We start from the raw sequence: 23,692 nt of genomic DNA on the forward strand, positions 1-23,692 counted from the left end.
CCAAGCGCCCCAAAGCCACATTGGGTGCGTCTGACGCACCCAATGTGGCGTTCGGTGCGTTGGACGCAACCAACGCCACATTGGGGCGCTTGACGCCTCACTCGCGCCAGCCGGAAAGCTCCACGCCCTTCGCGACATCCACGCGGTAGGAGAGCGTCACCTTGCCCGTCTCGCCCGGGCCCAGCGTCAGCCGCCACGTGAATTCGCCGAGTGCCGACGTCTCCACCGGCTCCGGCGACGTCTTCACGTCCTTCACCGTGATCGTGTCGTCCCGCGAAACCGGCGCCTGGTCCAGCACCGTCACCACCGCCGGACGCGGGCCGTAGTTGCCGACCGAAATGCGGTACTCCGCCTCGCGCCGCTTCTGCCCGGACAGCGTCGCCTTGGACGCCGTCCGCCGCAACAGTTCCCGCTCGATGCGGATCCGGTCGTCGACCCCCAGCGCCAGTTCCAGTTCCTCCCCGGGCGCCCACGGCTCGAGCACGGTCGTCCCGACGAACTCCGCGTCGTGGAACACCGAAGCCCGGCCGGGCCGCAGGGCGTGCTCCGACGAATTCACCACCGTCGCCCGCAAGTACGCCTCTTCCGCCAGCACCGGCGCGGTGATGTACCCGAGCGACGCCGTCAGCGAAAGCTGCGCCAGCGTGGTCCGGTGGCCGGAAGCCCCGGACGGCACCGCGACCGGCCGCGAAGGCCGGTAGGTGACCGCGGTCGTGCCCTGCTCGACCGACGCGAGTTTCGGCGCCAGGGACGCCAGCGACGCCGAGGACGCGGCGAAATCCCTGCGCATGCCTTCGGGAGCGGCACCCGCTGCGCCGTAGGCCGCCGCGGGTGCGGCCGGGACCGGGCGGACCCGATCCAGGTACCACGGCTGGAGTTCCGGCACCACCACCGACACCGCGGGCCGGGCCGTCGACAGCGCCAGCTCGCACTCCGGCCAGTCCTCGCCGGTGTACTGGCTGACGAGCCCGTACGAGACCACGGTGACGTCGGTGCCGCGCACCCGGATGTCGTACCCCGGTTCCCAGCTCGCGCCGGGGACCACATAGGACAGTTCCAGCTCGGCTTCCGCGGTGGCGTCCGAAATCTCCAGCTCCACGGTCACCGAGGTGCTGTCCCGCCCGGTCTGCGCGCCCTGCGCCTCGATCCGCCGGTCGAGCGCGGCGAGGTCCTCGCGCAGCCGGGCGATCCGCTCGCTCAGCACCCGGCGCGCCTTCAACGCCGAGGCCAGCCGCGCACTCAGCGCGTCCGTCACCTCCGCGACGCGCGAAGGTTCGGCGGTGCCGGCCGCGAGGGCTTTCGCGAAGCTGCCGCCGCTGCGCTTCGCGAGCGAAGTCAGCAGATCGACCTTCATCGTCTCGGCCGCTTCGTCGTCCAGGACGCCGTCGAGCGTGGCCTGGTCCGCCCGCCGTTGCTCGACGAGCTCCTGCAACGCCGGGTCGGCCGGTTCGGCGTGCCACTCGGTGCGCACGTCGACGCCGGTGATCAGCGCGGGCCCGGTGCCGGTGACGCGCACCGAGCCCGGGTCGAGGGCCGGGGGCAGCCCGGCGAAGGTGAGGCGCGGCCCGCCGTCGAGCGGAGCCTTGCCCCGGCGGGTGATCCGCGCCTGCTGCGGGTAGACGGTCACGGCGGTGATCGGCGCTTCGACGGTCGGCATGCCTCCGACGTTAGTCTCTTGACACCCCCGCGGGCGGACCGGAAGTGTCTTCAGGCGTCCGCTTCGCCCGGCTTGGGGGTTTGAGTGAAAGCCGCAGTCCTGCTCGCCGCCGTCCTCGCGCTCCCGCTGACCGCGGGCATCGCCGAAGCCGCGCCACCGGCCCCGGTGTTCACCGGGGGCCAGGCGCAACCGGTGTTCGACCCGGCCGACGTCGTCCGCGAGGACGTCTGGGTCACCGCGCCCGTCGACAGCGACCACGACGGCGCCGACGACCTCGTGCACGCCCAGGTCGTGCGCCCGCGCGCGACCCAGCAGGGCCTGAAGGTCCCCGTCGTCTACCAGGCCAGCCCGTACTACGCCGGCGGCAACGACGTCGCGAACCACAACGTCGACGTCGAGCTCTACGCGCCCGGGTACGCCCGCGGCCCGGAAGGCCCGCGCGTCGCCGCGCACGGCGTCGGCCCGGCCACCCCGATCACCTGGCGCTACCAGGACTACTTCACCGCGCGCGGGTTCGCCGTCGTCTACGGCGAATCGCTCGGCAGCGGGCTCTCCACCGGCTGCCCGACCACCGGTGACGTCAACGAGACGATCGGCGCCCGTTCGGTCGTCGACTGGCTCAACGGCCGCACGAGCGCGAAGGACGCGAACGGCGCCGCGGCGAAGGCGGACTGGACGACGGGCAAGACCGGCATGATGGGCGTCTCCTACAATGGGACGCTGCCCAACGCCGTCGCGAGCACCGGCGTCCAGGGCCTCGAGACGATCGTGCCGATCGCGGCCATCTCCAGCTGGTACGACTACTACCGCAACGACGGCGCGGTCGTCGCGGCCGGCGGGTTCCAGGGCGAGGACGCCGACGTGCTCGCCGAGTACGTCTACACCCGCGCGGACCGGCAGGCCTGCCGGTCGGTGATCGACGGGCTGACCCGCGACCAGGACCGGGTCACCGGCGACTACACGCCGTTCTGGGACGTCCGCAACTACCGCAACGACGTCGGCAAGGTGCGCGCGTCGGTGCTCGCGGTGCACGGCCTCAACGACTGGAACGTCAAGACCGACCAGGTCGCGACCTGGTACGAGGCGCTCAAGGCCCGCGGCGTCGAGCACAAGATCTGGCTGCACCAGTCCGGGCACGCCGACCCCTACTCGCTGCGCCGCGACGTCTGGCTCGCGACGTTGAACAAGTGGCTGTCCCACTACCTCTACGGCATCGACAACGGCATCCAGAACGAGCCGAAGGCGACGATCCAGCGCGAAGACAAGTCGTGGGCCGACGAGGCCGACTGGCCGGCGCCGGGCACCGCCGACGTCCGCGTGTACCCGTGGCCGGGCGGCCGTTCGAAGGGCACGATCGACACGCGCAACCCGGTCCCGGGCACGGCGGCCGTGGAAACCCTCGCCGACGACTCGTCGAAGACGATCGAGCAGCTCGCCGGTCTCGCCTCCTCCGGCAACCGGCTGCTGTACGCGACTCCGGCGGCGAAGCAGGCCGTCCGCCTCTCCGGTACGGCCCGCGCCGACCTGGCGCTGGCGTTCGACCGGCCGGCGGCGAACGTCTCGGCGATCCTGCTCGACCGCGCCCCCGACGGCACGTCCCACGTGATCAGCCGCGGCTGGACCGACCCGCAGAACCGCACGTCGCCGGCCCGCACCGAGCCGATCACGCCGGGACAGACCTACCGGATCGGCGTCGACCTGATGCCGAAGGACTACATCCTCGCGGCGGGCCACCGGCTGGAGGTCCTGGTCGCCTCCAGCGACCACGACTACACGCTGCGGCCGAAGCCGGGCGCCGGGCTCGCGCTCGACCTCACGAAGACGTCGGTCATCCTCCCGGTCACGGGCGGCAAGCCGGCGCTGCGGGCCGCGTTCGGCTGATGCTGCCGGAGCAGGTCCGGGCCGACGTCCGCACGTTGTGGGACTACCACGACCTGCGGCACGCGCCGCGGCGGTCGGACGCCGGGATCGGGCTCGGCAGCCGTGATCCCGGCGTGGCCGTGCACGCGGCGGAGCTGTTCCACGCCGGGTGCTTCCCGCTGGTCGTGTTCACCGGCGCCAACGCCCCGACGACGGTGGACCGCTTCCCGCGTGGCGAAGCGGTCCACTACCGCGAAATCGCCCTCGAGCTGGGCGTGCCGGACGAGGCGATCCTCGTCGAACCCGAGGCCCGCAACACCGGGGAGAACATCGTGTTCACCCGCCGGCTGCTGGCCGGCCGGGGGATCGGGTCCGTGACCCTGGTGACGCGGCCGTACCAGCAGCGCCGTGCCTACGCGACCGCCAAGCGGCTCTGGCCCGGCGTCGACGTCGTGTGCGCGTCGAAGGCGGCTTCGTTCGAAGACCACGTCAGCGGGGAAGAGGACGCCGAGCGCGTGATCGGCATGCTCGTCGGCGAGACCCAGCGGATCACCGAGTACGCCGAGCGGGGCTTCGCGATCCCGCAGCGCGTCCCGCCCGGTGTCGAGCGGGCGTTCGGCCGGCTGGTCGAGGCCGGGTTCACGCAGCGGTTGGTCACCCTCCGCGGTGACGATCACTCATTGTAACGATTTTCGCAGGTCAGGCGACTTACCGGCGTTCCGTCCGCTGCGAGAGGACCCGCCATGACCTCGACCGCCGAACCCACCTTGGAGAGCCTGCGCACCCAGCTGTCCGGCGCCGTGCTGACCGACGGCGAACTGGGCTACGACGTCGCCCGGTCGGTCTGGAACGGGGAGATCGACCGCCGCCCCGCGGTGGTGGTGCGGCCCGCCGGGCCCGCGGACGTGGCGGCAGCGCTCGCGTACGCGCGTGAAGCCGGCCTCGAGGTCTCGGTGCGCGGCGGCGGGCACAACTACGGCGGCGCGGCGGTCGTCGACGGCGGTCTCTGCCTCGACCTGAGCTCGCTCGACGCGATCAGCGTCGACCCGGAGGGCCGGACCGCCCGCTGCGGCGGCGGGACGACGTGGGCGCAGCTCGACACGGCCACGCAGGAGTACGCGCTCGCGGTCCCGGGCGGCACGATCAGCCACACCGGCGTCGGCGGGCTGACCCTCGGCGGCGGCTTCGGCTGGCTCACCGGCAAGCACGGGATGTCGTGCGACAACCTGCTCTCGGCCCAGCTCGTCACGGCCGACGGCGAGATCCTGCGCGTGTCGGCGGAGGAGCACACCGACCTGTTCTGGGCGCTGCGCGGAGGCGGCGGCAACTTCGGCGTCGTCACCGAGTTCGAGTTCCGGCTGCACCCGATCGGGCCGATCGTCCACCTGGGACTGTTCTTCTACGGCCTCGACGACGGCGTGGCCGCGCTGCGCCACGCCCGGGAGCTGCTCCGGACGTTGCCGGGCGAGCTGGGCGTGCTGGTGGCCGGGCTCAACGCGCCGCCCGCGCCGTTCGTCCCGGAGCTGTTCCACTTCCGGCCGGGCTACGCCGTGCTGATCGCCGGCTTCGAGGGGGAGGAGCGGCACGCCGAGGCGGTCGCGGCAGCGCGGTCCGGACCGGCGCCGCTGTTCGAGTTCGTCTCGCCGATCCCGTACGTGGAACTGCAGCGGATGCTCGACGGCGCCGCGCCGTGGGGCATCCTCGCCTACGAGAAGGCCGCTTACGCCGACGGTTTCACCGACGAAGTCATCGAGGTGATCGCGGACTTCCTGCCGCGCAAGACGTCCCCGCTGTCGCTCATGCCGATCTTCGCGATGCGGGGCGCCTTCACGGAGGTCGCCGACGACGCCACGGCCTTCGGCGGCCCGCGGCGCGAAAGCATCCTGATCAACATCGACTCGCTCGCGGCCGAGCCGGAGCCGTACGCCGTGGACCGCGCGTGGGTGCGCGAGTTCTGGGAAGCACTGGTGCCGGTCTCGTCCAACTCGGCGGGCTACGTCAACTTCATGGCCGAGTACGAAGCCGACCGCGTCCGGACGTCGTACGGCCCGGAGAAGTACGCGCGGCTGGCCCGGATCAAGGCGGCCTACGACCCGCGGAACGTGTTCCACCACAACGCGAACATCCGGCCCGCGCCGTGACGGCTCAGCCGGCGATGCCCGTCCGGTAGGCGAACGCGACCGCCTGCGCGCGGTCGCGCAGCCCGGCTTTGGCGAACAGGTGGTTCACGTGGGTCTTCACGGTCGCCTCGCTCACCACCAGCGTGCGGGCGATCTCGGTGTTCGACAGGCCCGCCGCGATCAGCCGCAGCACCTCGATCTCGCGGGCGGTCAGGCCCTCGACCTCCCGGACGCGCGGCGGGGTGCTGCGGGCGGCGGCTTCGACGAGCCGCCGCTGCAACTCGCCGTCCACTGTGGACTGCCCGGCGGCGGCCGAGCGCAAGGCCCGCGCGATGGACTCGGCGTCGGCGTCCTTGGTCAGGAACCCGCGGGCGCCGGCCCGCAGCGCAGCCAGCAGCGACTCGTCGTCGGCATACGTGGTGAGCACGACGACCTCGGTGCCGGGGTGCTCGGCCCGGATCCGTTCGGTGGTTTCGACGCCGTCGCAGCGCGGCATCCGCAGGTCCACCAGCACGACGTCGGGGTGGCGGGCGGCGACGAGGTCGAGCGCGGCCAGTCCGTCGGCGGCGGCGCCGACCACCTCGACGCCGGGCAGCAGCCCGAGCAGTGTGACCAGGCCTTCCCGGACCACCGCCTGGTCGTCGGCCAGCACGACGCGCAGCGTCACGCCGGCACCGTCAGGTGAATCCGCCATCCGTCCTCCCCCGGCCCGCTGTCCAGGCGCCCGTCGAGCAGCGCGACCCGTTCGCCCATCCCGCGCAAACCGTAGCCTGCCGCCGCCGCGTCCGGTGGCCGCCTGCCCTGCCGGTCGGCCACGGTCAGCTCCACGGACTTGTCGGCATAGCCGAGCGTGACGTCCACTTCGGCCTGCGGCGCGTGCTTGCGCGTGTTGGCCAGTGCTTCCTGCACCGCGCGGACCAGCGCGGTACCGACGGCCGGAGCGAGCTCGCGCGGCCGTCCTTCGACCGCGAGGTCCGCGCGGGCCCCGCTGTCCAGCCGGTAGGCGGCCAGGAGGTCCGCGATCGCGCGTTCCACGCCGACGGCGTCCTCGCGCAACGCGGCCACGGCCTTGCGCGCTTCGGCGAGCCCTTCCGAGGCCAGGGTCTGCGCGCGTTCGATCTGGGCGACCGCGTCCGGGCTCGCGCCGTCGCGCACCAGCATCAGGCGCGCGCCCTGCAGGTTCAGCGAGAGCCCGGCCAAGGAGTGCGCCAGGACGTCGTGCAGCTCGCGGGCGATGCGGGCGCGTTCGGCGAGGGCGGCCGCGCGGGCGTGTTCCTCGTTGGCGGTCTGCGCGCGGGCCAGCGCCAGCTCGGTCTGTTCGAGGCGGGCGAGGCGGGCCCGCCGGTTGAGGCCCATCAGCACGACCACGGCGAGGACCGCGTACGTCGACAGCGCGCCTTCCCACACGTGGTACCGGGCCGCCCCGGCCGTGACCGCCGCGACGTCGAGCACGACCGCCAGCACGATCGGGACCGTGGACTGGCGCAGCACCACGAAGAACGTCGTGCTGAACATCGCCACCGACACCCAGCTGCTCGGCAGCAGCACCCAGAGCGTGCCCGTGCTGGCGATCACGGCGAGCGGAAGGGCGGCCGCCAGCGGCGGGACGCGGGTGTCGTGGATCCACAGCAGCGGGATCGACAGCACGAGGGTGACGCTGATCAGCAGCCACGCCCGCAGGTCCGCGCGGGGCATGGCGGCGACCATCGGCACGGCGACGAGAGCCCAGCGCGCCCAGCGCTGGGCCCGGGGGTATCCGCCTGGTCGGGTCGTCATTTCGGCAGTCCTCCGCGAGTGCTTGTACGGAAAATGTACCGACGGGGACTTCCCTTCGTGGTGTCAAGTTGTCCCGTTTGTCAAGGAGGTTCCTCCCATGTCCAAGTTGCGACGGCTCGCCCTGATCGCCGCCGCCGCGGCGCTGCCCGCGCTCGGCCTCTCCCTCGCCGGTCAGACGACGGCCTCGGCCGCGCCGAACTTCCAGGTGCCGTTCAAGTGCGGCGTCACCGTGACGGCCGCGACGTTCAGCGGGCACAGCCCGGCGTACTCGGTCGACTTCCAGAAGGACGGCATCACCGGCATGCCGGTGCTCGCCTCGGCGTCGGGCACGGTGACCCGGGTGGCCGACGAAGGCGGCACGAGCTACGGCAAGTGGATCGAGCTGGACCACGGTGGCGGCTGGAAGACCCGCTACGCGCACCTGTCGGCCCAGGAGGTCTCCGTCGGGCAGTCGGTCGTGGGCGGCAAGCAGATCGGCAAGGCGGGCGCGACCGGCGGCGTCACCGGCCCGCACCTGCACTTCGAAGAGCGCCTGGACGGCGTGGTGCAGAAGGCCAAGCTGAACGGCGTCGCGGTGCCGTACTACGGCCACACCAACTTCACGAGCAAGAACGGCTGCGGCGGCAACCCGTACTCGGCCGAAGAGGTGTGCGGCGACGGCTTCTCCGTGGTGGACCAGCAGGCGCTGGCCAACTCCTCGGGCACGGCCTACCTGCTGTACAACGCTTCCACCAAGGCGAACTGCGTGACCACGCTGAAAGCCACGTCGCTCGGCACGGCCAGCGCCGTCTCGGCGTTCCTCGAGGTCCAGGGTTCGGCCCGGGTGACCGATTCCGGCAGCTTCACCTACTACGCCGGGCCGGTGAAGAAGACCGCCGACTCGACCTGCGTGAAGTGGGGTGGCTCGGTGGGCGCCAACACCTACGAGAGCGGGTTCGAGCACTGCGACTGACGTCCGGGATTCCGGACCCCGTTCGGCCGGTGGGGCCGGGCAGCATAGCCCGCCCCACCGACAGGAACGGCCCACCCGGCCGCGGCCGGGCGAATTCCGTCCACATCGGCCCCGGCCATCCACAGATTTCCCGCCGCCGCCCCGTCCGGACCGGTTCTGCCGCATCGTGGAGGCATGACCACAACCACGCCGGCCGACCTCCGCGATCCCGCGCAGCTGCTGGCCGCGCTCCCGTACCTGATCGGCTTCCGCCCCGAGGAATCCGTAGTCCTGCTCGGCCACCGGCACCCGGGCAACCGCCCGGGCCTGGTGCTGCGCGGTGACCTGCCCCGCCCGGAACATCAGGCCCACCAGGCACAGGCGATGGTCCCGGCGTTCGCCGCGGGCCACCACATCGGCGTGACACTGGTGATCGTCGGCGGCGAGCGAAGACCCGGAAAGCCGCCGCCGCACCAGGATTTCCTCGACGAACTGGAGCGGGTGCTGGGGGAGTGCGGCCTCCCGGTGCTGCACGCCCTGTGGGCGCCCGAAATCACCAAGGGCGCACCCTGGGCGTGCTACCGCACGGAAGGATGTGTTGGCGAATTGCCGGACCCGAGCGCAACGGTCGTGGCGGCGGCCGCAACCGAGCGCGGCACGGTGGCGTTCGACAGCCGCGAGGAGCTCGAGGAGCTGCTGGCCCCGAGGTCGCCCGAGGCTCTCGCTCGCCGCGCGGATCGCTTGTCCCGCTTGGCATTTCCGGACGAAACAACCGTCGATGACGCGGCCACGGTGGTCCGGGAGGCGTTCCTGCGGCAGCGCCGGAACGAAGGCCCACCAACGGACGAGGAAGCAGTCCAGCTGGCAAGAGCGTTGGAGCGGCCCGAAATCCGCGACATGTGCTTGGCGATGGCGGTACCCGCGGGCGACGCATCGGCCCGGGAGGCGGAGCGCGTCTGGCTGACGTTGGTCCGCGAAATCCCACCCCCGCACCGAGCAGAGCCGGCGGCGTTGCTGGGGTTCACGGCCTACCTCCGCGGCGACGGAACCTTCGCGGGCATGGCCCTGGACAACGCCCTGGAGGCAGCACCCGGCCACCTCCTGGCATCCCTGCTGAGAAGGGTCCTGGACACCGGAACACCACCGGAGGTAATCCGCGGCCTGGCGACAGCGGCGGCCGGCCCATTGGTTGGCTTCGGCCTGGAGCCGGCAGACTTCGACCTGGACCAGGCGGCATGAGTCCCCTCCGGCTCGGCGAGCCGTCCTCTGTGGATCCCCGGCCGGATGGCTGTGGGAGCTGGCGGGCCGAGCAGTCGGCTGAGGCCGCCATGCCGTCACCAGCCCCGCCGAGTCTGGGTGAACTCCTAAGCGTCCCGGACGATCCCGGCCAATTCGGTCCGCTGCGGCTGCCAGCCCAGCTCCTCACCTGCCGAAGTCCGCAGGCCAGCCAGCTCCGGAGCCGAGCGCAGCGTTTCGACCCACCACCTCCGCGGGCCGGGGCGCAAAGCCCCAGCCCGCCGAGGTCATCAGCCCCGCCGAGCCTGGGTGAATTCCCAAGCGTCCCGGACGATCCCGGCGAGCTCGGTCCGCTCCGGCTTCCACCCCAGTTCCTCGCGCGCCCGGTCGCTGGCCGCCACGAGCACCGACGGGTCGCCCGCCCGCCGCGGAGCCACCGCGGCCGGCACCGGGTGGCCGGTCACCGCCCGGCAGGCCTCGATCACCTCGAGAACGGAGAACCCGGTGCCGTTGCCCAGGTTGTAGATGCGGTGCTCGCCCGCGGTGGCGTGCTTCAGCGCCAGCAGGTGCGCGTCCGCGAGGTCCACCACGTGGATGTAGTCGCGCACCGCCGTGTGGTCCGGCGTCGGGTAGTCGTCGCCGTAGATCTGGATGCGCTCGCGGTCGCCCGAAGCGACCTGCAGAACGAGAGGAATCAGATGGGTTTCCGTGGTGTGGCGCTCGCCGAAGGCGCCGTACGCCCCCGCAACGTTGAAGTACCGCAGGCTCACCGCCGCCAAGCCGTGCGCGACGGCGAAGCTGGTGATCGCGGCGTCGATGGCGAGCTTCGTGGCGCCGTAGGTGTTGGTCGGCCGGGTCGGCGCCGTCTCCGGGATCGGCGACTGCTCCGGCTCGCCGTAGGTCGCCGCCGTCGAGGAGAACACCAGCCGCGGCGTGCCGTGCTCCTGCATGGCCTCGAGCAGCCGCAGCGACGTGACGACGTTGCCTTCCCAATACTTCGCCGGCTCCGTCATCGACTCGCCGACCAGCGACTTCGCCGCGAAGTGCAGCACGCCGTCGAAGCCCTCGCGCAGCAGGCTGCCCGCCACCTCGGCGGCGTCGCCTTCGATGAACCGCGCGTCCGGGTGGACGGCGTCGGCGTGCCCGGTGGACAGGTCGTCGACGACCGTGACCTGGTGCCCCGCTTCGACCAGCCGGGCGGCGCAGACACTTCCGACGTACCCGGCTCCGCCCGTCACGACCAGCTTCAGGGCGTTGCTCTGCTCCGACACATCCAGGCCTTCCTGCCGAGGGTGACTGTGCGCCACAGTCTTCCCCCTGCCCGACGCGCGGGTCCGCGCGGGGGTTGCCCCGGGCGGACCCGCGCGGTGTCAGAGCTCGTCGCGGCCGGCGCCGCGCGAGGGCACCGCCGTGAACATCCGCGGCCGCCGGTAGCCGGCCTTTTCGTAGGCCGCCTCGACGGCCTCCTTGACCCGGTCCAGGTCGGCGTCGCGGACCAGCGCGATCGCCGAGCCGCCGAAGCCGCCGCCGGTCATCCGCGAGCCGAGCGCACCGGCCGCCCGGGCCGAGTCGACCGCGAGGTCCAGCTCGGCCGTGGAGATCCGGTAGTCGTCGCGCATGCTGACGTGCGAGGCGTCCAGGTACGGCCCGATGTCGGCCAGCCGCCCGGCGCGCAGCAGCTCGACCGTCTCGAGCACCCGCTGGTTCTCGGTGACGACGTGCCGCACCAGCGGCGCCAGGTCCTCCGGCAGCCGGTCGAGGGCGTCGGAGAGGCCTTCGACGGTGACGTCGCGCAGCGCCTTCACCCCGAGCAGCTCGGCCGCGCGTTCGGTGCCGCGGCGGCGCTCGCCGTAGCCGCCTTCGGCGTGCGAGTGCTTGGTGCGGGTGTCCATGATCAGCACCTGCAGCCCGGCCTCGGCGAGGTCGAACGGCACCTGCTCCTGCTCACCCGACCGGACGTCGAGGAACAGCACGTGCGACTCGGTGCAGCAGAGCGATGCCGTCTGGTCGAGCAGGCCGGTGGGCGCGCCGACGAAGTCGTTCTCCGACCGCTGCACCCACCGCGCGATCTCGGGCCGCGCCGGGACGTCGTCCCGGCTGCCGTCGACCTCGATGCCGGCCAGTCCGAGCAGCGCCAGCGACACCGCGCACTCGAGCGCGTGGGAGGAGGACAGGCCCGCCCCCGACGGCACGTCCCCGGCGATGACCAGGTCGGCCCCGTTCGCGAACCCCTGGTCGCGCAGCACCCAGGCGACGCCCGCGGGGTACGCGGCCCACCCGTCGACGGAGCCCGGCGCCAGGTCGGCGATCTTGAGCTCGCCGGAGCGCTGGAGCTGGCCGTCGTCGCCCAGCGTGGCCACGGACAGGATGCCGTCCTCGCGGGGTGACGCCGCCACGGCCAGCCGGTGCGGCAGGGCGAACGGCAACACGAAGCCGTCGTTGTAGTCGGTGTGCTCGCCGATCAGGTTGACGCGGCCGGGCGCCGACCAGACGCCGGCCGGCGCCTTGCCGTGGACCGTGCGGAACGCGGCCACGGCCTCCGAAGCGGGGCTCATCGAGCCTGCGCCAGCACGGCGTGCAGCGCGGAGCTGGCGACCTGGGCGGTGGTGTCCCCGCCGGTGACCTCGATGGTGCCGCCGTTGGCCTTGCCGACGGTGACCGTGCCACCGGGCACGATGCCGACGGACTTGAGCTCGGTCATCAGCGACTCGTCCAGCTGGACGTGCTCGGCGATGCGCCGGATCTCGACGCGGCCGCCACCGGTGCGGGCGAACTCGTCGAGCCGGACCAGGTCGGCCTCGGCGGGCGGCGCCGGTTCGCCGTCGCCCAGCTTGTCGAGGCCGGGGATCGGGTTGCCGTAGGGGGAGGTGGTCGGGTGGTCGAGCAGCTTGACCAGCTTGCGCTCGACGGCCTCGCTCATCACGTGCTCCCACCGGCACGCCTCGTTGTGCACGTGCTCCCACTCGAGCCCGATCACGTCGACGAGGAGGCGCTCGGCGAGGCGGTGCTTGCGCATGACGGCGATGGCCAGTTCCCGGCCGTGGTCGGTCAGCTGCAGGTGCCGGTCGTCGGCGACCACGACCAGCCCGTCGCGCTCCATCCGGGCGACGGTCTGGCTCACGGTCGGGCCGCTCTGCTGCAGGCGCTCGGCGATGCGGGCGCGCAGCGGAACGACACCTTCTTCTTCGAGCTCGTAAATGGTACGCAAGTACATCTCGGTGGTGTCGATGAGATCGTTCACGCTGTCCCCTTCGTCCGCGTTGCTCATCGTAGTCGTTGACCCCGGCAGCGGCGGCGGCCCTCGGGGCTACCGCGCCGATGGTCACCGATCCGGCCACGGTCGCGGCCGGGGACGCCCCGGCACTGGTCACGTGCCGGGCGGTGGACGGCCTGTTCCCGGCCGGATCGGTGCGGACGCGCCGGTGGGGGAGATGTCCGCCACCCCGGCGCGGCCGGGTGGGCGGTCGCTGGAAGATGGGAGGCATGCGTCCGCTGATCAGCACCACCGAACTGGCCGCCGCGCTGGCCGGCCCGGCCGGGGACCGCCCCGTGGTCCTCGACGTCCGCTGGCGGCTCGCCGGCCCGCCCGGCGCCGACTCCTACCGAGAGGGCCACGTACCCGGAGCGGTGTTCACCGACCTCGACAGAGTATTGGCGGGCAAGCCGGGCGAGGGCGGCAGGCACCCCCTGCCCGACCCGGCGGACCTGCAGCGGGACTTGCGCGCGGCCGGGATCAGGGAGGGCGTCCCGGTGGTGGCGTACGACGACGCGGACGGCTCGGTGGCGGCGAGGGCCTGGTGGCTCCTGCGCTGGGCGGGCCACGAAGAGGTGGCGGTCCTGGACGGCGGTTACGCGGCGTGGACGGCCGAGGGGCACCCGGTGAGCACGGAGGAGGCGACCCCGGAGCCGGGCGACCTGACGGTCCGCCCGGGAGCCATGCCGGTCCTGGACGCGGACGAGGCAGCAGCCCTGGCCCGCGACGGCCTCCTGCTGGACGCCCGCGCAGAACCGAGGTACACGGGCGAGACGGAGCCGGTGGACCCCCGAGCAGGCCACATCCCGGGCGCGGTGAACGCCCCCTTCGCCGCCCACGTGGGCGAAGACGGCCGCTGGCGCCCCCCGGCCGAGCTGGCGGAGAGGTTCGCAGGCCTGGGCCTCCGCCCGGGAGAGCCGGTAGCCGCGTATTGCGGCTCAGGGGTGACGGCCAGCTCGGTGGTCTTGGCTTTGGAGCTGGCGGGCCACCCACGAGCGGGCCTGTATGCGGGCTCGTGGTCCCACTGGTCCCGGGACCCGGCCCGCCCAGCAGCAACAGGCCCCCTCCCCGGCTGAGCCCCGGGTCAGGGCCGAGCACCGCCCATCGCCCGGCGGCGGCCCTCTCCCAGGCTGAGCCCCTGAATCTGTGCTGAGCGCAGGGCCATCGCCAGCGGCGGCCCCTCCCTGGGCGAGCCGCCCGGCTCCGAGCCAAGCGGCGGCCGCGACCTGCCGCCGGGAATCCTTCCGAGCCAGGTGGCGGCCTCCGTCCGGCGGCGGGCACCCTTCTCCGGCTCAGCCACCCCGGCGCCAGGTCGATTGGCGGTCGCAGTCCGGCGAGGGCATCCTCCGAGCCGAGCCGTGTTTGCGCCGATACTCGGAGCGAGGCGCGGTCGCTCACCGAGCCGAGTGACCCGAACTCCGCCGGGGGTGCGCTCGCCCGGCGGTCCCGCCGCGCGGGGCGGCCTGGCCGATCCCGACCACTCGCGCCGAGCCGGCCAGCGCCTACCCAACCCAGGCGACGGCCCGCCGCCGGGCCGTCCTGCCCCGCCGGGCAGCGACCCCGCACCCCAGCGGGAACCGGCCACCGCCGCCCACCCACCCCGAGCCCCCACCACGAGCCCACCCGCCCACCCCGCGAGCCCCGTCCACTCCACGCAGCCCCGCGATCCGCACTAGAGTCGACCGCATGTCGCCGGCCGTTGTCTGGGATCGGGCCCTGCTGGGTTATGACCTGGGTGGGGATCACCCGTTCAATCCCGTGCGGCTGGAGCTCACCGTCCGGCTGGCCACCGAGCTCGGCGTGCTCCAGGACGTCGAACTGCTCGTCCCCACCGGGGCCGGGGACGAGGAACTCCTGCGGATCCACGCCCCCGAATACCTCGCCGCCGTGCGGGAGGCTCCTCTGGTCGGGTGGGATGTCGGGCATGGGCTCGGGACCTCCGACAACCCCGTCTTCTCCGACATGCACGATGCCTCCGCCCTCGTCGTCGGGTCGACGCTGCTCGCCGCGCGGAAGGTTGCCGAAGGGGAAGCCACGCGGGCCGTCAACATCGCCGGGGGGCTGCACCACGCCATGCGGGACCAGGCCGCCGGGTTCTGCGTCTACAACGACTGTGCCGTCGCCATCTCGTGGCTGCTCGACCACGGCTTCGAGCGCATCGCCTACATCGACACCGACGTCCACCACGGCGATGGCGTCCAGGCCGCCTTCTACGACGACCCGCGCGTCCTCACCATCTCCATGCACCAGCACCCCTTCACGCTCTGGCCCGGCACCGGCTACTCCGCCGAGACCGGCCGGGGGAAGGCCGACGGCACCTCCGTCAACGTCCCGCTGCCGCCACGCACCAGAGATCCCGGCTGGCTGCGGGCCTTCCACGCCGTCGTTCCCTCCCTCCTCGCCGACTTCGAACCGCAGCTGCTCTTCACCCAGTGCGGCGTCGACTCCCACGAGGAAGACCCCCTCGCCGATCTCTCCCTATCCGTCGACGGGCACCGGACCATCTACGCCACCCTCCGGGACCTCGCCGAGACCTACGCCGGCGGCAAGTGGATCGCCGTCGGCGGGGGTGGCTACCAGCTGATCCGGGTCGTCCCGCGGTCCTGGACGCACCTGATCGCCACCGTCCTCGACCGGGACGTCGATCCCGCGACGCCGCTGCCGCCCGGCTGGCGGGAGACCGTCACCAAGGCCGCCCCGCACGCCGAACTGCCGCAGACCATGTCCGACGACCGCGACACGCAGTTCAAGCCGTGGGGGGACGGCGAGGACGACCCGGTCGACATCGCCGTCCGGGACACGCGCCGGGCCGTCTTCCCTTTGCACGGCCTCGATCCGGACGACCCCAGGGACTGACCGATGGCCGGACGGGATCCCTTCGACTACCCCCGCGACTGGGAGGCCGACGTCGTGCTGTCCGACGGCGGCACCGTCCACCTGCGGCCGGTCGTGCCCTCCGACGCCGACGGCCTCGTCGCCTTCCACGCGAAGCTCTCCGAACGCACCCGCTACTTCCGCTACTTCGGCGCCTACCCGCGGATCCCCGAAAAGGACCTGAAGCGCTTTTCGACCGTCGACCACCACGACCGGGTGGCGTTCGCCGCCTTCCTGGGCGACGACATCGTCGCCGTCGGGCGGTACGAACGGCTCGACCACGGGCCGTCGGCGGAGGTCGCCTTCGTCGTCAGCGACGCCCACCAGGGCCGCGGGCTCGGCTCGATCCTGCTCGAACACCTCGCCGCGGCCGCGTCCGAATGCGGGCTGCGCCGGTTCGTCGCCGAGGTGCTCGCCGAGAACTCCGCCATGGTGCGGGTCTTCCGCGACGCCGGGTACCAGGTCAGCCGCGAATTCGAGGAAGGCGTCCTGCACCTGGAGTTCGACATCGACGCGACCGAGGAGTCCCTCGCCGTCGCGCGGTCCCGGGAGCAGGCCGCCGAGGCCCGCAGCGTGCACAACCTGCTGCACCCGACGTCTGTGGCCGTGATCGGCGCGTCCACCGAACCGAACAAGGTCGGGCACGTCGCCTTCGCGAACCTCCTGGTCGCCGCGTTCACCGGCACCGTCTACCCGGTCAACGCCGAGCACCGCTCGGTCCGCGGCGTCCGCGCGTACCCGTCCGTGCTGGACATCCCGGACCCGGTCGACCTGGCCGTCGTCGCGGTGCCCGCCGAGGCCGTCGAGTCCGTTTTGGACGCTTGCCTGGCCAAGGGCGTGAAGACGCTGCTGATCCTGTCCAGCGGGTTCGCCGAAGCCGGGCCGCACGGCCTGCACGCCGAGCTGCGGCTGGTCGGCGAGGCGCGGGCGCACGGCATGCGCGTGGTCGGCCCGAACGCGCTCGGCGTGCTCAACACCGCACCCGGCATCCGGCTGAACGCCACGCTCGCGCCGCGGTTGCCCGGCCGCGGGCGCACCGGCTTCTTCTGCCAGTCCGGCGCCCTGGGCACCGCGATCCTCGCCGACGCCGAAGCGCGCGGCCTCGGCCTGTCGACGTTCGTCTCGGCCGGCAACCGCGCCGACGTCTCCGGCAACGACCTGCTCCAGTACTGGGAAACCGACCCGGACACCGACCTCGTGCTGCTGTACCTCGAGTCCTTCGGCAACCCGCGCAAGTTCGCGCGGCTGGCCCGGCGGCTCGCCCGGACGAAGCCGATCGTCGCGGTCAAGTCCGGGCGGCACGCGGTCCGGCCGCAGCTCGCGGCGACGTCGACCGAGATCGACGAGGCCAGCGTCCAGACGCTGTTCGAGCAGGCCGGGGTCGTCCGGGTGGAGTCGCTGGCGCAGCTGTTCGACACCGCGCTCGTCTTCGCCCACCAGCCGCTGCCCGCCGGGCCGCGGGTCGCCATCGTCGGCAACTCCAGCGCGATCGGGCTCCTGGCCGCCGACACCGCGCGGATGCAGGGCCTGCGGCTCGCCACGGACCCGGTGGACGTCGGCCCGCAGGCGCCGCCGGAGGAGTTCGCCACGGCCGTCCGCGAGGCCCTCACCTCGCCGGAGACCGACGCGCTCGTCGTCGTGTTCGCGCCGCCGATCGCCATCCCCGGCACCGCGTACGCGCGCGCCCTGCGCGAAACCGTCGTCGAACTGGGGCAGCGGAAGCCGATCGTCTCGACGTTCCTCGCCGCCGAAGGCGTGCCGGACGAACTCGCCGTGCTGTCCCGCGACGGCGTGCCGACGCGGGGCTCGATCCCGTCGTACCCGAGCCCCGAACGCGCGGTGAACGCCCTCGCCCGGGTCGTGCGGTACGCGGCGTGGCGGCAACGCCCGCAGGGCACGTTGATCCGGCCCCAAGGCATCCACACCGAGCAGGCGCAGGGCATCGTGCGCGAGCTCCTCGAGGCCGACAGCGGCAAGACGACGCTGCTTTCGGACGCCGAAGTCGTGCGGCTGCTGGACTGCTACGGCATCGACGTCGTGCCGTTCCGCATCGTGTCCACTGTGGACGAAGCGGTGGCGGCGGCGGGCGAGCTCGGCTACCCGGTGACGCTCAAGGCGGTCGACGAACGGCTGCGCGGCCGGCCCGACCTGGCCGGTGTCCGGCTCGACCTGGCCTCCGAAGACTCGGTGCGCACCGCCTACGAGACGTTGCGCGAGGTCTCCGGCGACGACGAGGTGTACGTCCAGCGGATGGCGCCCAAGGGCCTGTCGTGCGTGATCGGGCTGCAGGACGACCCGTCGTTCGGCACGCTCGTCTCGTTCGGGCTGTCCGGCCTGGTCAGCACGCTGCTCGGCGACCGCGCCTACCGGGCCGTGCCGCTCACCGACGTCGACGCCGCGACGCTCCTGCGCGAGCCGCGGACGGCGCCGCTGCTCACCGGCTACCGCGGCGACGAGCCGGCCGACCTCGCCGCGCTGCAGGACATGGTGCTGCGCGTGGCCGCCCTGGCCGAGGACAACCCCGAGGTGCGGTCGCTGGTGCTGGACCCGATCCTGGCCTCGCCGGACGGCGCCTTCGTCGCCAACGCCCGCCTGGTGCTGGGCGCCCCGCCGTCCCGGCCCGACACCGGCCCGCGCCGGCTGCGCGCGATCAACCCCCAGGACTGACCATGACTGCGCTGTCCGAGCTGCTGACCCGGCACGCCGGCGACCTGCCGGGCGCGGTGGCGCTCGTCGCCCGCGGCGACCAGGTCGAAGCCGCGGCCGTGGGCTCGGCCGACGCCGAGGGCACCGTGCCGATGGCCCGGGACTCGCTCTTCCGCATCGCGTCGCTGACCAAGCCGGTCACCGCCGCGGCGGTCCTGCTGCTCGTCGACGACGGCGAGCTGGCCCTGGACGACCCGATCGCGCGGTGGCTGCCGGAGCTGGCCTCTCCCGTGGTCGTCCGGACGCCGGACAGCCCCATCGACGACGTCGTCCCGGCCGTCCGCCCGATCACCGTGGCCGACCTGCTCACCTTCCGCGGCGGGTACGGCCTCACCGGAGACATGACGCAACCCGCCGTCGAGCTGCTGCTCCAGGTCCTGGGCCACCCGGCCGCGTCGCCGCGGGCGCTGTCGCCGGACGAGTGGCTGGCGGCGCTCGCGCAGGTGCCGCTGCTGCACCAGCCGGGGCAGGCGTGGCTCTACGACACCGGCTCGGACCTGCAGGGCGTGCTGATCGCGCGGGTCGCCGGCCGTCCGCTGCCGGAGTTCCTGGCCGAGCGGCTGTTCGAGCCGCTCGGCATGGCCGACACCGGATTCACCGTGCCGACCCCGGCACTCGGCCGGTTCACCAGCGCCTACCGCCGCGGCGAGGAAGGACTGCGGCTGATCGACTCGCCGGAGGGCCGCTGGAGCGCGCCGCCGCCGTTCCCGTCCGGGGCCGTCGGGCTCGTCTCGACGGCCGAAGACCTGCTGGCCTTCGCGAAGTTCCTCCGTGACGAGGGCACCGCGAGCGGCCACCGCCTGCTGAGGCCGGAGTCGGTCCACCGGATGACGACCGACCACCTGACCCCGGCCCAGCGGGACGCGGCCCGGCCGTTCCTGCACGGCCAGGGCTGGGGCTACGGCGGATCGGTGGACGTCGACGCGAAGCAGCCCTGGGAGGTCCCGGGCCGCTACGGCTGGGTCGGCGGCGCGGGCACGGCCCTGCACCTGACCCCGGCGACGGGCACGGTCTCGGTGCTGCTCACCCAGGTCGAGCTGACCAGCCCCGAGCCCACTCCGCTGATGAAGGAGTTCTGGACCTACGCGGCGAGCTAGCCGCGGTCCGCGAGCCGCTCGCCCAGCGCCAGGAGCTGCTGGGTGGCCGCCCCGAGCTGGAACTCCAGGCGTTTCGCCGCCGCGAAGTACCGGTGGACCACGTGGTCGACGTCGATGCCGACGCCGCCGTGGACGTGCACCGCCGTGTGCGCCACCCGGTGGCCCGCCTCCGCCGCCCAGAACTTCGCCGTCGCCACCGCTTCCGCGGCGGCCGGGACGTCCGACGTCAGCTGCCAGGCCGCCTGCAGCGTCGTCAGGCGGACCGCTTCCACGTCCAGGTACGCGTCCGCCAGCCGCTGGCGGACTGCCTGGAAGCCGCCGATGACGTGTTCGAACTGCTTCCGTTCGGCCGCGTATGCCGCGGTCAGTTCCAACGCGCGCTCGACGACGCCGAGCTGCTGTGCGCACACCCCGACCGTCCCGCGCAGGCGCAGCCACTCGCCGATGTCGCCGAGCGGCACCCCGGGCACGTCGGACAGCTCCAGAAGCGCGGCGTCCGCGTGGTCGGTCGTCCGCTGCGGCTGCACTGTCACGCCGGACGTGGCTGCGTCGACCAGGAAGACCTCGTCCGAGGCGGCGACCAGGAACCCGTGCGCGAACGCGCCGAACGGCACCGCCGTCTGCGCGCCGGACACCCGGCCGTCCGACGCCGTGAAGCCGGACAGCGCCACCGCCAGGACGCGCTCGCCGCGCAGCACCGGCAGCACCCAGCGGTCCACCAGTTCGGGCGTGCCGAACCCGGCCAGCGCCGACGCCGCCATCGTGATCGACGACAGGTACGGGACCGCCGCCACCGCGCGGCCGATCTCGGTCAGCACCGCGCACTGCTCCGGCAGCCCGAACCCGCCGCCGCCCAGCGACGACGGCAGCGCCGCGTCCAGCACGCCGGCCTGGCCGAGCGCCGTCCACGAAACGGTGTCGAAGCCGCCGGTGCCGTGCGGGTCGTGGGTGGCCTTGTCGGCCAGCAGCCGCCGGGTCAGCGCCGCGAGGTCGGCCGACGCCTCGGAAGGGGTGAAGTCCATGGGTGCTCCTAGCGCGTGACGGGCAGGCCGAGGGCGGTCGCGGCGATCATGTCCCGCTGGATCTCGTTGGTGCCGCCGCCGAAGGTGAGGATCAGCGCCGACCGGTGCAGCCGCTCGATCCGCCCGGCCAGCTGCGCCCCCGGCGAGCCTTCGCGGACGACGGCGGCCGCGCCGAGCACCTCCATCAGCAGCCGGTAGGCCTCGATCGCGAACTCCGTGCCGAACACCTTCGTCGCCGACGCCTCGGCCGGGCCGAGCTCGCTGGCCGCGGCCGCCCAGGCGATCCGCCAGTTCCGCAGCTTCAGGTACTCCGCGCCCGCGTGCACCCGCGCCAGGTGCAGCCGCACCCACTCCTGCTCGATGGCGCCGGTCTCCTTCGCCCACTCCAGGACGTCGGCCAGCGCCTTGCGGATCGGCGCCGACGACGTCAGCGCGACGCGCTCGTGGTTGAGCTGGTTGGTGATCAGCGGCCAGCCCGCGTTCTCCTCGGCGACGCGCGCCGACACGGGCACGCGCACGCCGTCGTAGTAGGTCGCGCTCGTCCCGGCGCCGGCGACCGTGTGGACCTTGGTCCACGAGAAGCCTTCCGCGGACGTCGGCACGATGAGCATCGACAGCCCGCGGTGCTTCTTCGCGGACGGATCGGTCCGGACCGCGAGCCAGACGTAGTCGGCGTACTCGATCAGGCTCGTCCACATCTTCTGGCCGGTGACGACGTACTCGTCGCCGTCGCGCTCGGCGCGCGTCCGCAGCGACGCCAGGTCGGTGCCGGCCTCCGGCTCGGAGTAGCCGATCGAGAAGTGCAGCTCGCCCGCGGCGATCTTCGGCAGGTAGAACGCCTTCTGTTCTTCGGTGCCGTAGCGCATGATCGTCGGGCCCACGGTGTTCACCGTCAGGAACGGCACCGGCACCCCGGCGACGGCCGCTTCGTCGGTGAAGATCAGCTGGTCGAGCATCGACCGGCCCTGCCCGCCGTACTCGGGCGGCCAGCCCAGCGCGAGCCAGCCGTCCTTGCCCAGCTGCCGCACGATCTCCTTGTACGCCACGCCATCGCCGTACTCGCCGCCGCCCGAGCGGAGGCCGGCCCGCCGTTCGGGCGTCATCAGCTCGGCGAAGTACTCCCGAAGCTCGGCCGCCAGGGCCTGCTGCTCCGGCGTGTAGTCGATCCGCACCTGTCACCTCGATCCGGCGTTACACTAGAACCTGTTCTAGTTGTACCAGGACTCGTGTGGCGGAGGAAGCATGGAGATCGGGGTCGACCGTGAGCTGTGCGAGGCGAACGCGGTGTGCGTGGGGTTCGCACCCGGGATTTTCGACCTGGATGACGACGAAGAGCTCGTCATCCGGCCCGGCGCGGTGCCGGACGACCAGATAGAACGCGTTTCCGGTGCGATCAAGGGCTGCCCGAAGAATGCCCTGTTCACCATCGGTTAGCGGTGTTCACCGAAGGGCTTGCCTCGAACGAGAACAGATTCTACTGTAGGCGCGAGATCCAGGACTCGGCGAGGAGGTCCCGCGGTGAGCTTGACCGGCAGGACGGCGATCGTCACGGGGGCCGCCGCGGGGCTGGGCCGGGCCGAAGCGCTCGCGCTCGCCGCGGGGGGCGCCACGGTCGTCGTCAACGACATCGGCGAGCCGAAGGACGTCGTCGCCGAGATCGAAGCGGCCGGCGGCCGGGCCGTCGCGGTGGCCGGCGACGTCGGCGAACGCGCCACGGCCGACGCGCTGGTGAGCGCCGCGCTCGACCTCGGCGGGCTCGACATCGTGGTGAACAACGCGGGCGTGCTGCGCGACAAGATGCTGTTCTCGATGTCCGACGACGACTGGGACACCGTGCTGCGCGTACACCTGCGCGGGCACTTCCTGTTGTCCCGCAACGCCGCGAAGCACTGGCGCGACAAGTCCAAAGCGGACGGCGCGCCGGTGTACGGGCGGCTGGTCAACACCGCGTCCGAGGCGTTCCTCATCGGGTCGCCGGGCCAGCCGAACTACGCCGCCGCGAAGGCGGGCATCACCGCGCTCACCATGTCGGCCGCCCGGAGCCTGGCCAAGTACGGCGTCCGCGCCAACGCGATCTGCCCTCGCGCGCGGACGGCGATGACCGAGGGCGTGTTCGGTGCTCCTCCCGCCGAGGGCGCCGATCCGCTCTCGGTCGAGCACGTCGCCCCCTTCGTCGCCTACCTCGCCTCCCCGGCGGCCGAGCCCGTGAACGGGCAGGTGTTCGTCGTCCACGGCGGCACGGTCGCCCTGGTCGAGCCGCCGCGGATCGAGCAGCGCTGGAAGCTCGACGAGCTCGAGACGTCCCTGAGCAGTTTCTTCGCCGACCGCGACCCCGGCCGGATGTTCGCCGCCACCGAAATCCTGGGAGAGTCATGAGGCTGGACGGGAAGATCGCCCTGATCACCGGCGCGGCGCGCGGGCAGGGCGAGGCCGCCGCGCGCGCGTTCGTCGCCGAGGGCGCCAAGGTGGTGATCGCCGACATCCTCGACGACGAGGGCAAGCAGCTGGCCGCCGACCTCGGCGAACAGGCCGTCTACCAGCACCTCGACGTCGGCGACGAGGACGGCTGGACCGCCGCGGTCGAGCGCGCGACCACCGAGTTCGGCGCGCCGAACGTGCTGGTCAACAACGCCGGCATCCTGCACTTTTCGGAGCTCGGGCAGACGACGCTGGCCGATTACGAGCGCGTGATCCGGGTGAACCAGATCGGGGCGTTTCTCGGGATGCGTTCGGTCGTTGAACCGATGACCGCCGCCGGCGGTGGCTCGATCGTCAACGTGTCCTCTGTGGAGGGTCTGGCCGGGATGCCCTACCTCGTCGCCTACACCGCGAGCAAGTTCGCGATCCGCGGCATGACCAAGGTCGCGGCGATGGAACTCGGCAAGAAGCACATCCGCGTCAACTCGGTGCACCCCGGGGCGATCGACACCAAGATGGTGGAGACCGCGGCGGGCGGCCAGAAAGTCGACATGTCGTACGTCGGGAAGAAGGTCGCGCTGAAGCGGGTCGGGCAGCCCGAGGACGTCGCCAAGCTGGTGTTGTTCCTGGCCAGCGACGAGAGCGCGTACTGCACGGGTGCGGAGTTCGTGGCGGACGGCGGGGCGACGGCGACGCACGCCCTCAACTTCTGAAGGAGAACTGCCGAAGGGGAGAGTAAACA

The 23,692-nt window shown here is 72.7% G+C and carries 20 protein-coding genes; 12 read left to right on the plus strand and 8 right to left on the minus strand.

The window, feature by feature from the left end; genetic code table 11:
• Positions 1-97: 97 nt before the first annotated feature.
• Complete coding sequence (locus ACWEVN_RS19695) at positions 98-1,657, minus strand: DUF4139 domain-containing protein (RefSeq protein WP_452052190.1); 1,560 nt, start codon at positions 1,655-1,657, stop codon at positions 98-100.
• 84 nt (positions 1,658-1,741) lie between these two features.
• On the opposite strand from ACWEVN_RS19695, the gene ACWEVN_RS19700 reads away from it, so the two are divergent.
• From ACWEVN_RS19700 to ACWEVN_RS19710, 3 genes are read left to right on the plus strand one after another with little or no spacing between them, the layout of a single operon-like run.
• A complete protein-coding gene (locus ACWEVN_RS19700; protein ID WP_452052191.1) occupies positions 1,742-3,538 on the plus strand; it encodes a Xaa-Pro dipeptidyl-peptidase in 1,797 nt (598 codons plus the stop codon).
• Positions 3,538-4,203 (plus strand): YdcF family protein, encoded by a 666-nt coding sequence (locus tag ACWEVN_RS19705; RefSeq protein WP_449686176.1) that lies wholly within the window; start codon positions 3,538-3,540, stop codon positions 4,201-4,203. The genes ACWEVN_RS19700 and ACWEVN_RS19705 overlap by 1 nt, the downstream gene beginning before the upstream one ends.
• 57 nt (positions 4,204-4,260) lie before the next feature.
• Positions 4,261-5,658, plus strand: coding sequence for an FAD-binding oxidoreductase (locus tag ACWEVN_RS19710; protein WP_452052192.1), 1,398 nt, complete (start codon positions 4,261-4,263; stop codon positions 5,656-5,658).
• Between the two features lie 4 nt (positions 5,659-5,662).
• Here ACWEVN_RS19710 and ACWEVN_RS19715 read toward each other — a convergent pair whose 3' ends face one another.
• Together ACWEVN_RS19715 and ACWEVN_RS19720 are read right to left on the minus strand one after the other, a co-directional pair.
• Entirely contained in the window at positions 5,663-6,304 is a 642-nt protein-coding gene (locus tag ACWEVN_RS19715) for a response regulator (protein WP_452052210.1), read from the minus strand.
• Positions 6,301-7,413 carry a sensor histidine kinase gene (locus tag ACWEVN_RS19720; protein WP_452052193.1) on the minus strand — a complete coding sequence of 371 codons (1,113 nt, stop codon included), beginning with the start codon at positions 7,411-7,413 and terminating at the stop codon, positions 6,301-6,303. Before ACWEVN_RS19720 ends, ACWEVN_RS19715 begins: the two co-directional genes overlap by 4 nt.
• A 97-nt stretch (positions 7,414-7,510) precedes the next feature.
• Between ACWEVN_RS19720 and ACWEVN_RS19725 the strand changes: the two genes are divergently transcribed.
• Together ACWEVN_RS19725 and ACWEVN_RS19730 are read left to right on the plus strand one after the other, a co-directional pair.
• A complete protein-coding gene (locus tag ACWEVN_RS19725; RefSeq protein WP_449686173.1) occupies positions 7,511-8,365 on the plus strand; it encodes a M23 family metallopeptidase in 855 nt (284 codons plus the stop codon).
• Between the two features lie 174 nt (positions 8,366-8,539).
• On the plus strand, positions 8,540-9,583 hold the full coding sequence (locus ACWEVN_RS19730; RefSeq protein ID WP_452052194.1) for a DUF4192 domain-containing protein: 1,044 nt from the start codon (positions 8,540-8,542) through the stop codon (positions 9,581-9,583).
• Positions 9,584-9,870: 287 nt separating this feature from the next.
• Here the strand turns inward: ACWEVN_RS19730 and galE are convergent, their stop codons facing one another.
• The 3 genes from galE to ACWEVN_RS19745 all read right to left on the minus strand — a co-directional run bounded on the left by galE (position 9,871) and on the right by ACWEVN_RS19745 (position 12,848).
• On the minus strand, positions 9,871-10,851 hold the full coding sequence (galE, locus tag ACWEVN_RS19735; protein ID WP_449677204.1) for a UDP-glucose 4-epimerase GalE: 981 nt from the start codon (positions 10,849-10,851) through the stop codon (positions 9,871-9,873).
• Between the two features lie 99 nt (positions 10,852-10,950).
• On the minus strand, positions 10,951-12,135 hold the full coding sequence (gene galK / locus ACWEVN_RS19740; protein WP_452052195.1) for a galactokinase: 1,185 nt from the start codon (positions 12,133-12,135) through the stop codon (positions 10,951-10,953).
• Positions 12,132-12,848, minus strand: coding sequence for a metal-dependent transcriptional regulator (locus ACWEVN_RS19745; RefSeq protein ID WP_086838114.1), 717 nt, complete (start codon positions 12,846-12,848; stop codon positions 12,132-12,134). The genes galK and ACWEVN_RS19745 overlap by 4 nt, the downstream gene beginning before the upstream one ends.
• A 215-nt stretch (positions 12,849-13,063) precedes the next feature.
• Here ACWEVN_RS19745 and ACWEVN_RS19750 point away from each other — a divergent pair, with 215 nt between their 5' ends.
• The 4 genes from ACWEVN_RS19750 to ACWEVN_RS19765 all read left to right on the plus strand — a co-directional run bounded on the left by ACWEVN_RS19750 (position 13,064) and on the right by ACWEVN_RS19765 (position 19,510).
• Complete coding sequence (locus ACWEVN_RS19750; RefSeq protein WP_452052196.1) at positions 13,064-13,909, plus strand: sulfurtransferase; 846 nt, start codon at positions 13,064-13,066, stop codon at positions 13,907-13,909.
• A gap of 610 nt (positions 13,910-14,519) precedes the next feature.
• Positions 14,520-15,689, plus strand: coding sequence for an acetoin utilization protein AcuC (locus ACWEVN_RS19755; protein WP_452052197.1), 1,170 nt, complete (start codon positions 14,520-14,522; stop codon positions 15,687-15,689).
• 3 nt (positions 15,690-15,692) lie between these two features.
• On the plus strand, positions 15,693-18,374 hold the full coding sequence (locus tag ACWEVN_RS19760; protein WP_452052198.1) for a bifunctional acetate--CoA ligase family protein/GNAT family N-acetyltransferase: 2,682 nt from the start codon (positions 15,693-15,695) through the stop codon (positions 18,372-18,374).
• A 2-nt stretch (positions 18,375-18,376) separates the two neighbouring features.
• Positions 18,377-19,510, plus strand: a complete 1,134-nt coding sequence (locus tag ACWEVN_RS19765) for a serine hydrolase domain-containing protein (RefSeq protein WP_452052199.1) — start codon at positions 18,377-18,379, stop codon at positions 19,508-19,510.
• Here ACWEVN_RS19765 and ACWEVN_RS19770 read toward each other — a convergent pair.
• Both ACWEVN_RS19770 and ACWEVN_RS19775 read right to left on the minus strand, forming a co-directional pair.
• Positions 19,507-20,532, minus strand: a complete 1,026-nt coding sequence (locus ACWEVN_RS19770) for an acyl-CoA dehydrogenase family protein (RefSeq protein ID WP_452052200.1) — start codon at positions 20,530-20,532, stop codon at positions 19,507-19,509. The genes ACWEVN_RS19765 and ACWEVN_RS19770 overlap by 4 nt on opposite strands.
• A gap of 8 nt (positions 20,533-20,540) precedes the next feature.
• Positions 20,541-21,704: an acyl-CoA dehydrogenase family protein gene (locus ACWEVN_RS19775; RefSeq protein ID WP_449686164.1), complete on the minus strand. Its 1,164-nt coding sequence runs from the start codon at positions 21,702-21,704 to the stop codon at positions 20,541-20,543.
• A gap of 70 nt (positions 21,705-21,774) precedes the next feature.
• Here ACWEVN_RS19775 and ACWEVN_RS19780 point away from each other — a divergent pair, with 70 nt between their 5' ends.
• The 3 genes from ACWEVN_RS19780 to ACWEVN_RS19790 all read left to right on the plus strand — a co-directional run bounded on the left by ACWEVN_RS19780 (position 21,775) and on the right by ACWEVN_RS19790 (position 23,663).
• Entirely contained in the window at positions 21,775-21,966 is a 192-nt protein-coding gene (locus ACWEVN_RS19780) for a ferredoxin (protein WP_449686163.1), read from the plus strand.
• Between the two features lie 84 nt (positions 21,967-22,050).
• Complete coding sequence (locus ACWEVN_RS19785; protein ID WP_452052201.1) at positions 22,051-22,908, plus strand: 3-oxoacyl-ACP reductase; 858 nt, start codon at positions 22,051-22,053, stop codon at positions 22,906-22,908.
• Positions 22,905-23,663, plus strand: a complete 759-nt coding sequence (locus tag ACWEVN_RS19790) for a glucose 1-dehydrogenase (RefSeq protein ID WP_449678216.1) — start codon at positions 22,905-22,907, stop codon at positions 23,661-23,663. Before ACWEVN_RS19785 ends, ACWEVN_RS19790 begins: the two co-directional genes overlap by 4 nt.
• The last annotated feature ends 29 nt before the right edge of the window (positions 23,664-23,692 follow it).

The organism is Amycolatopsis sp. NPDC003861, from assembly GCF_053605405.1.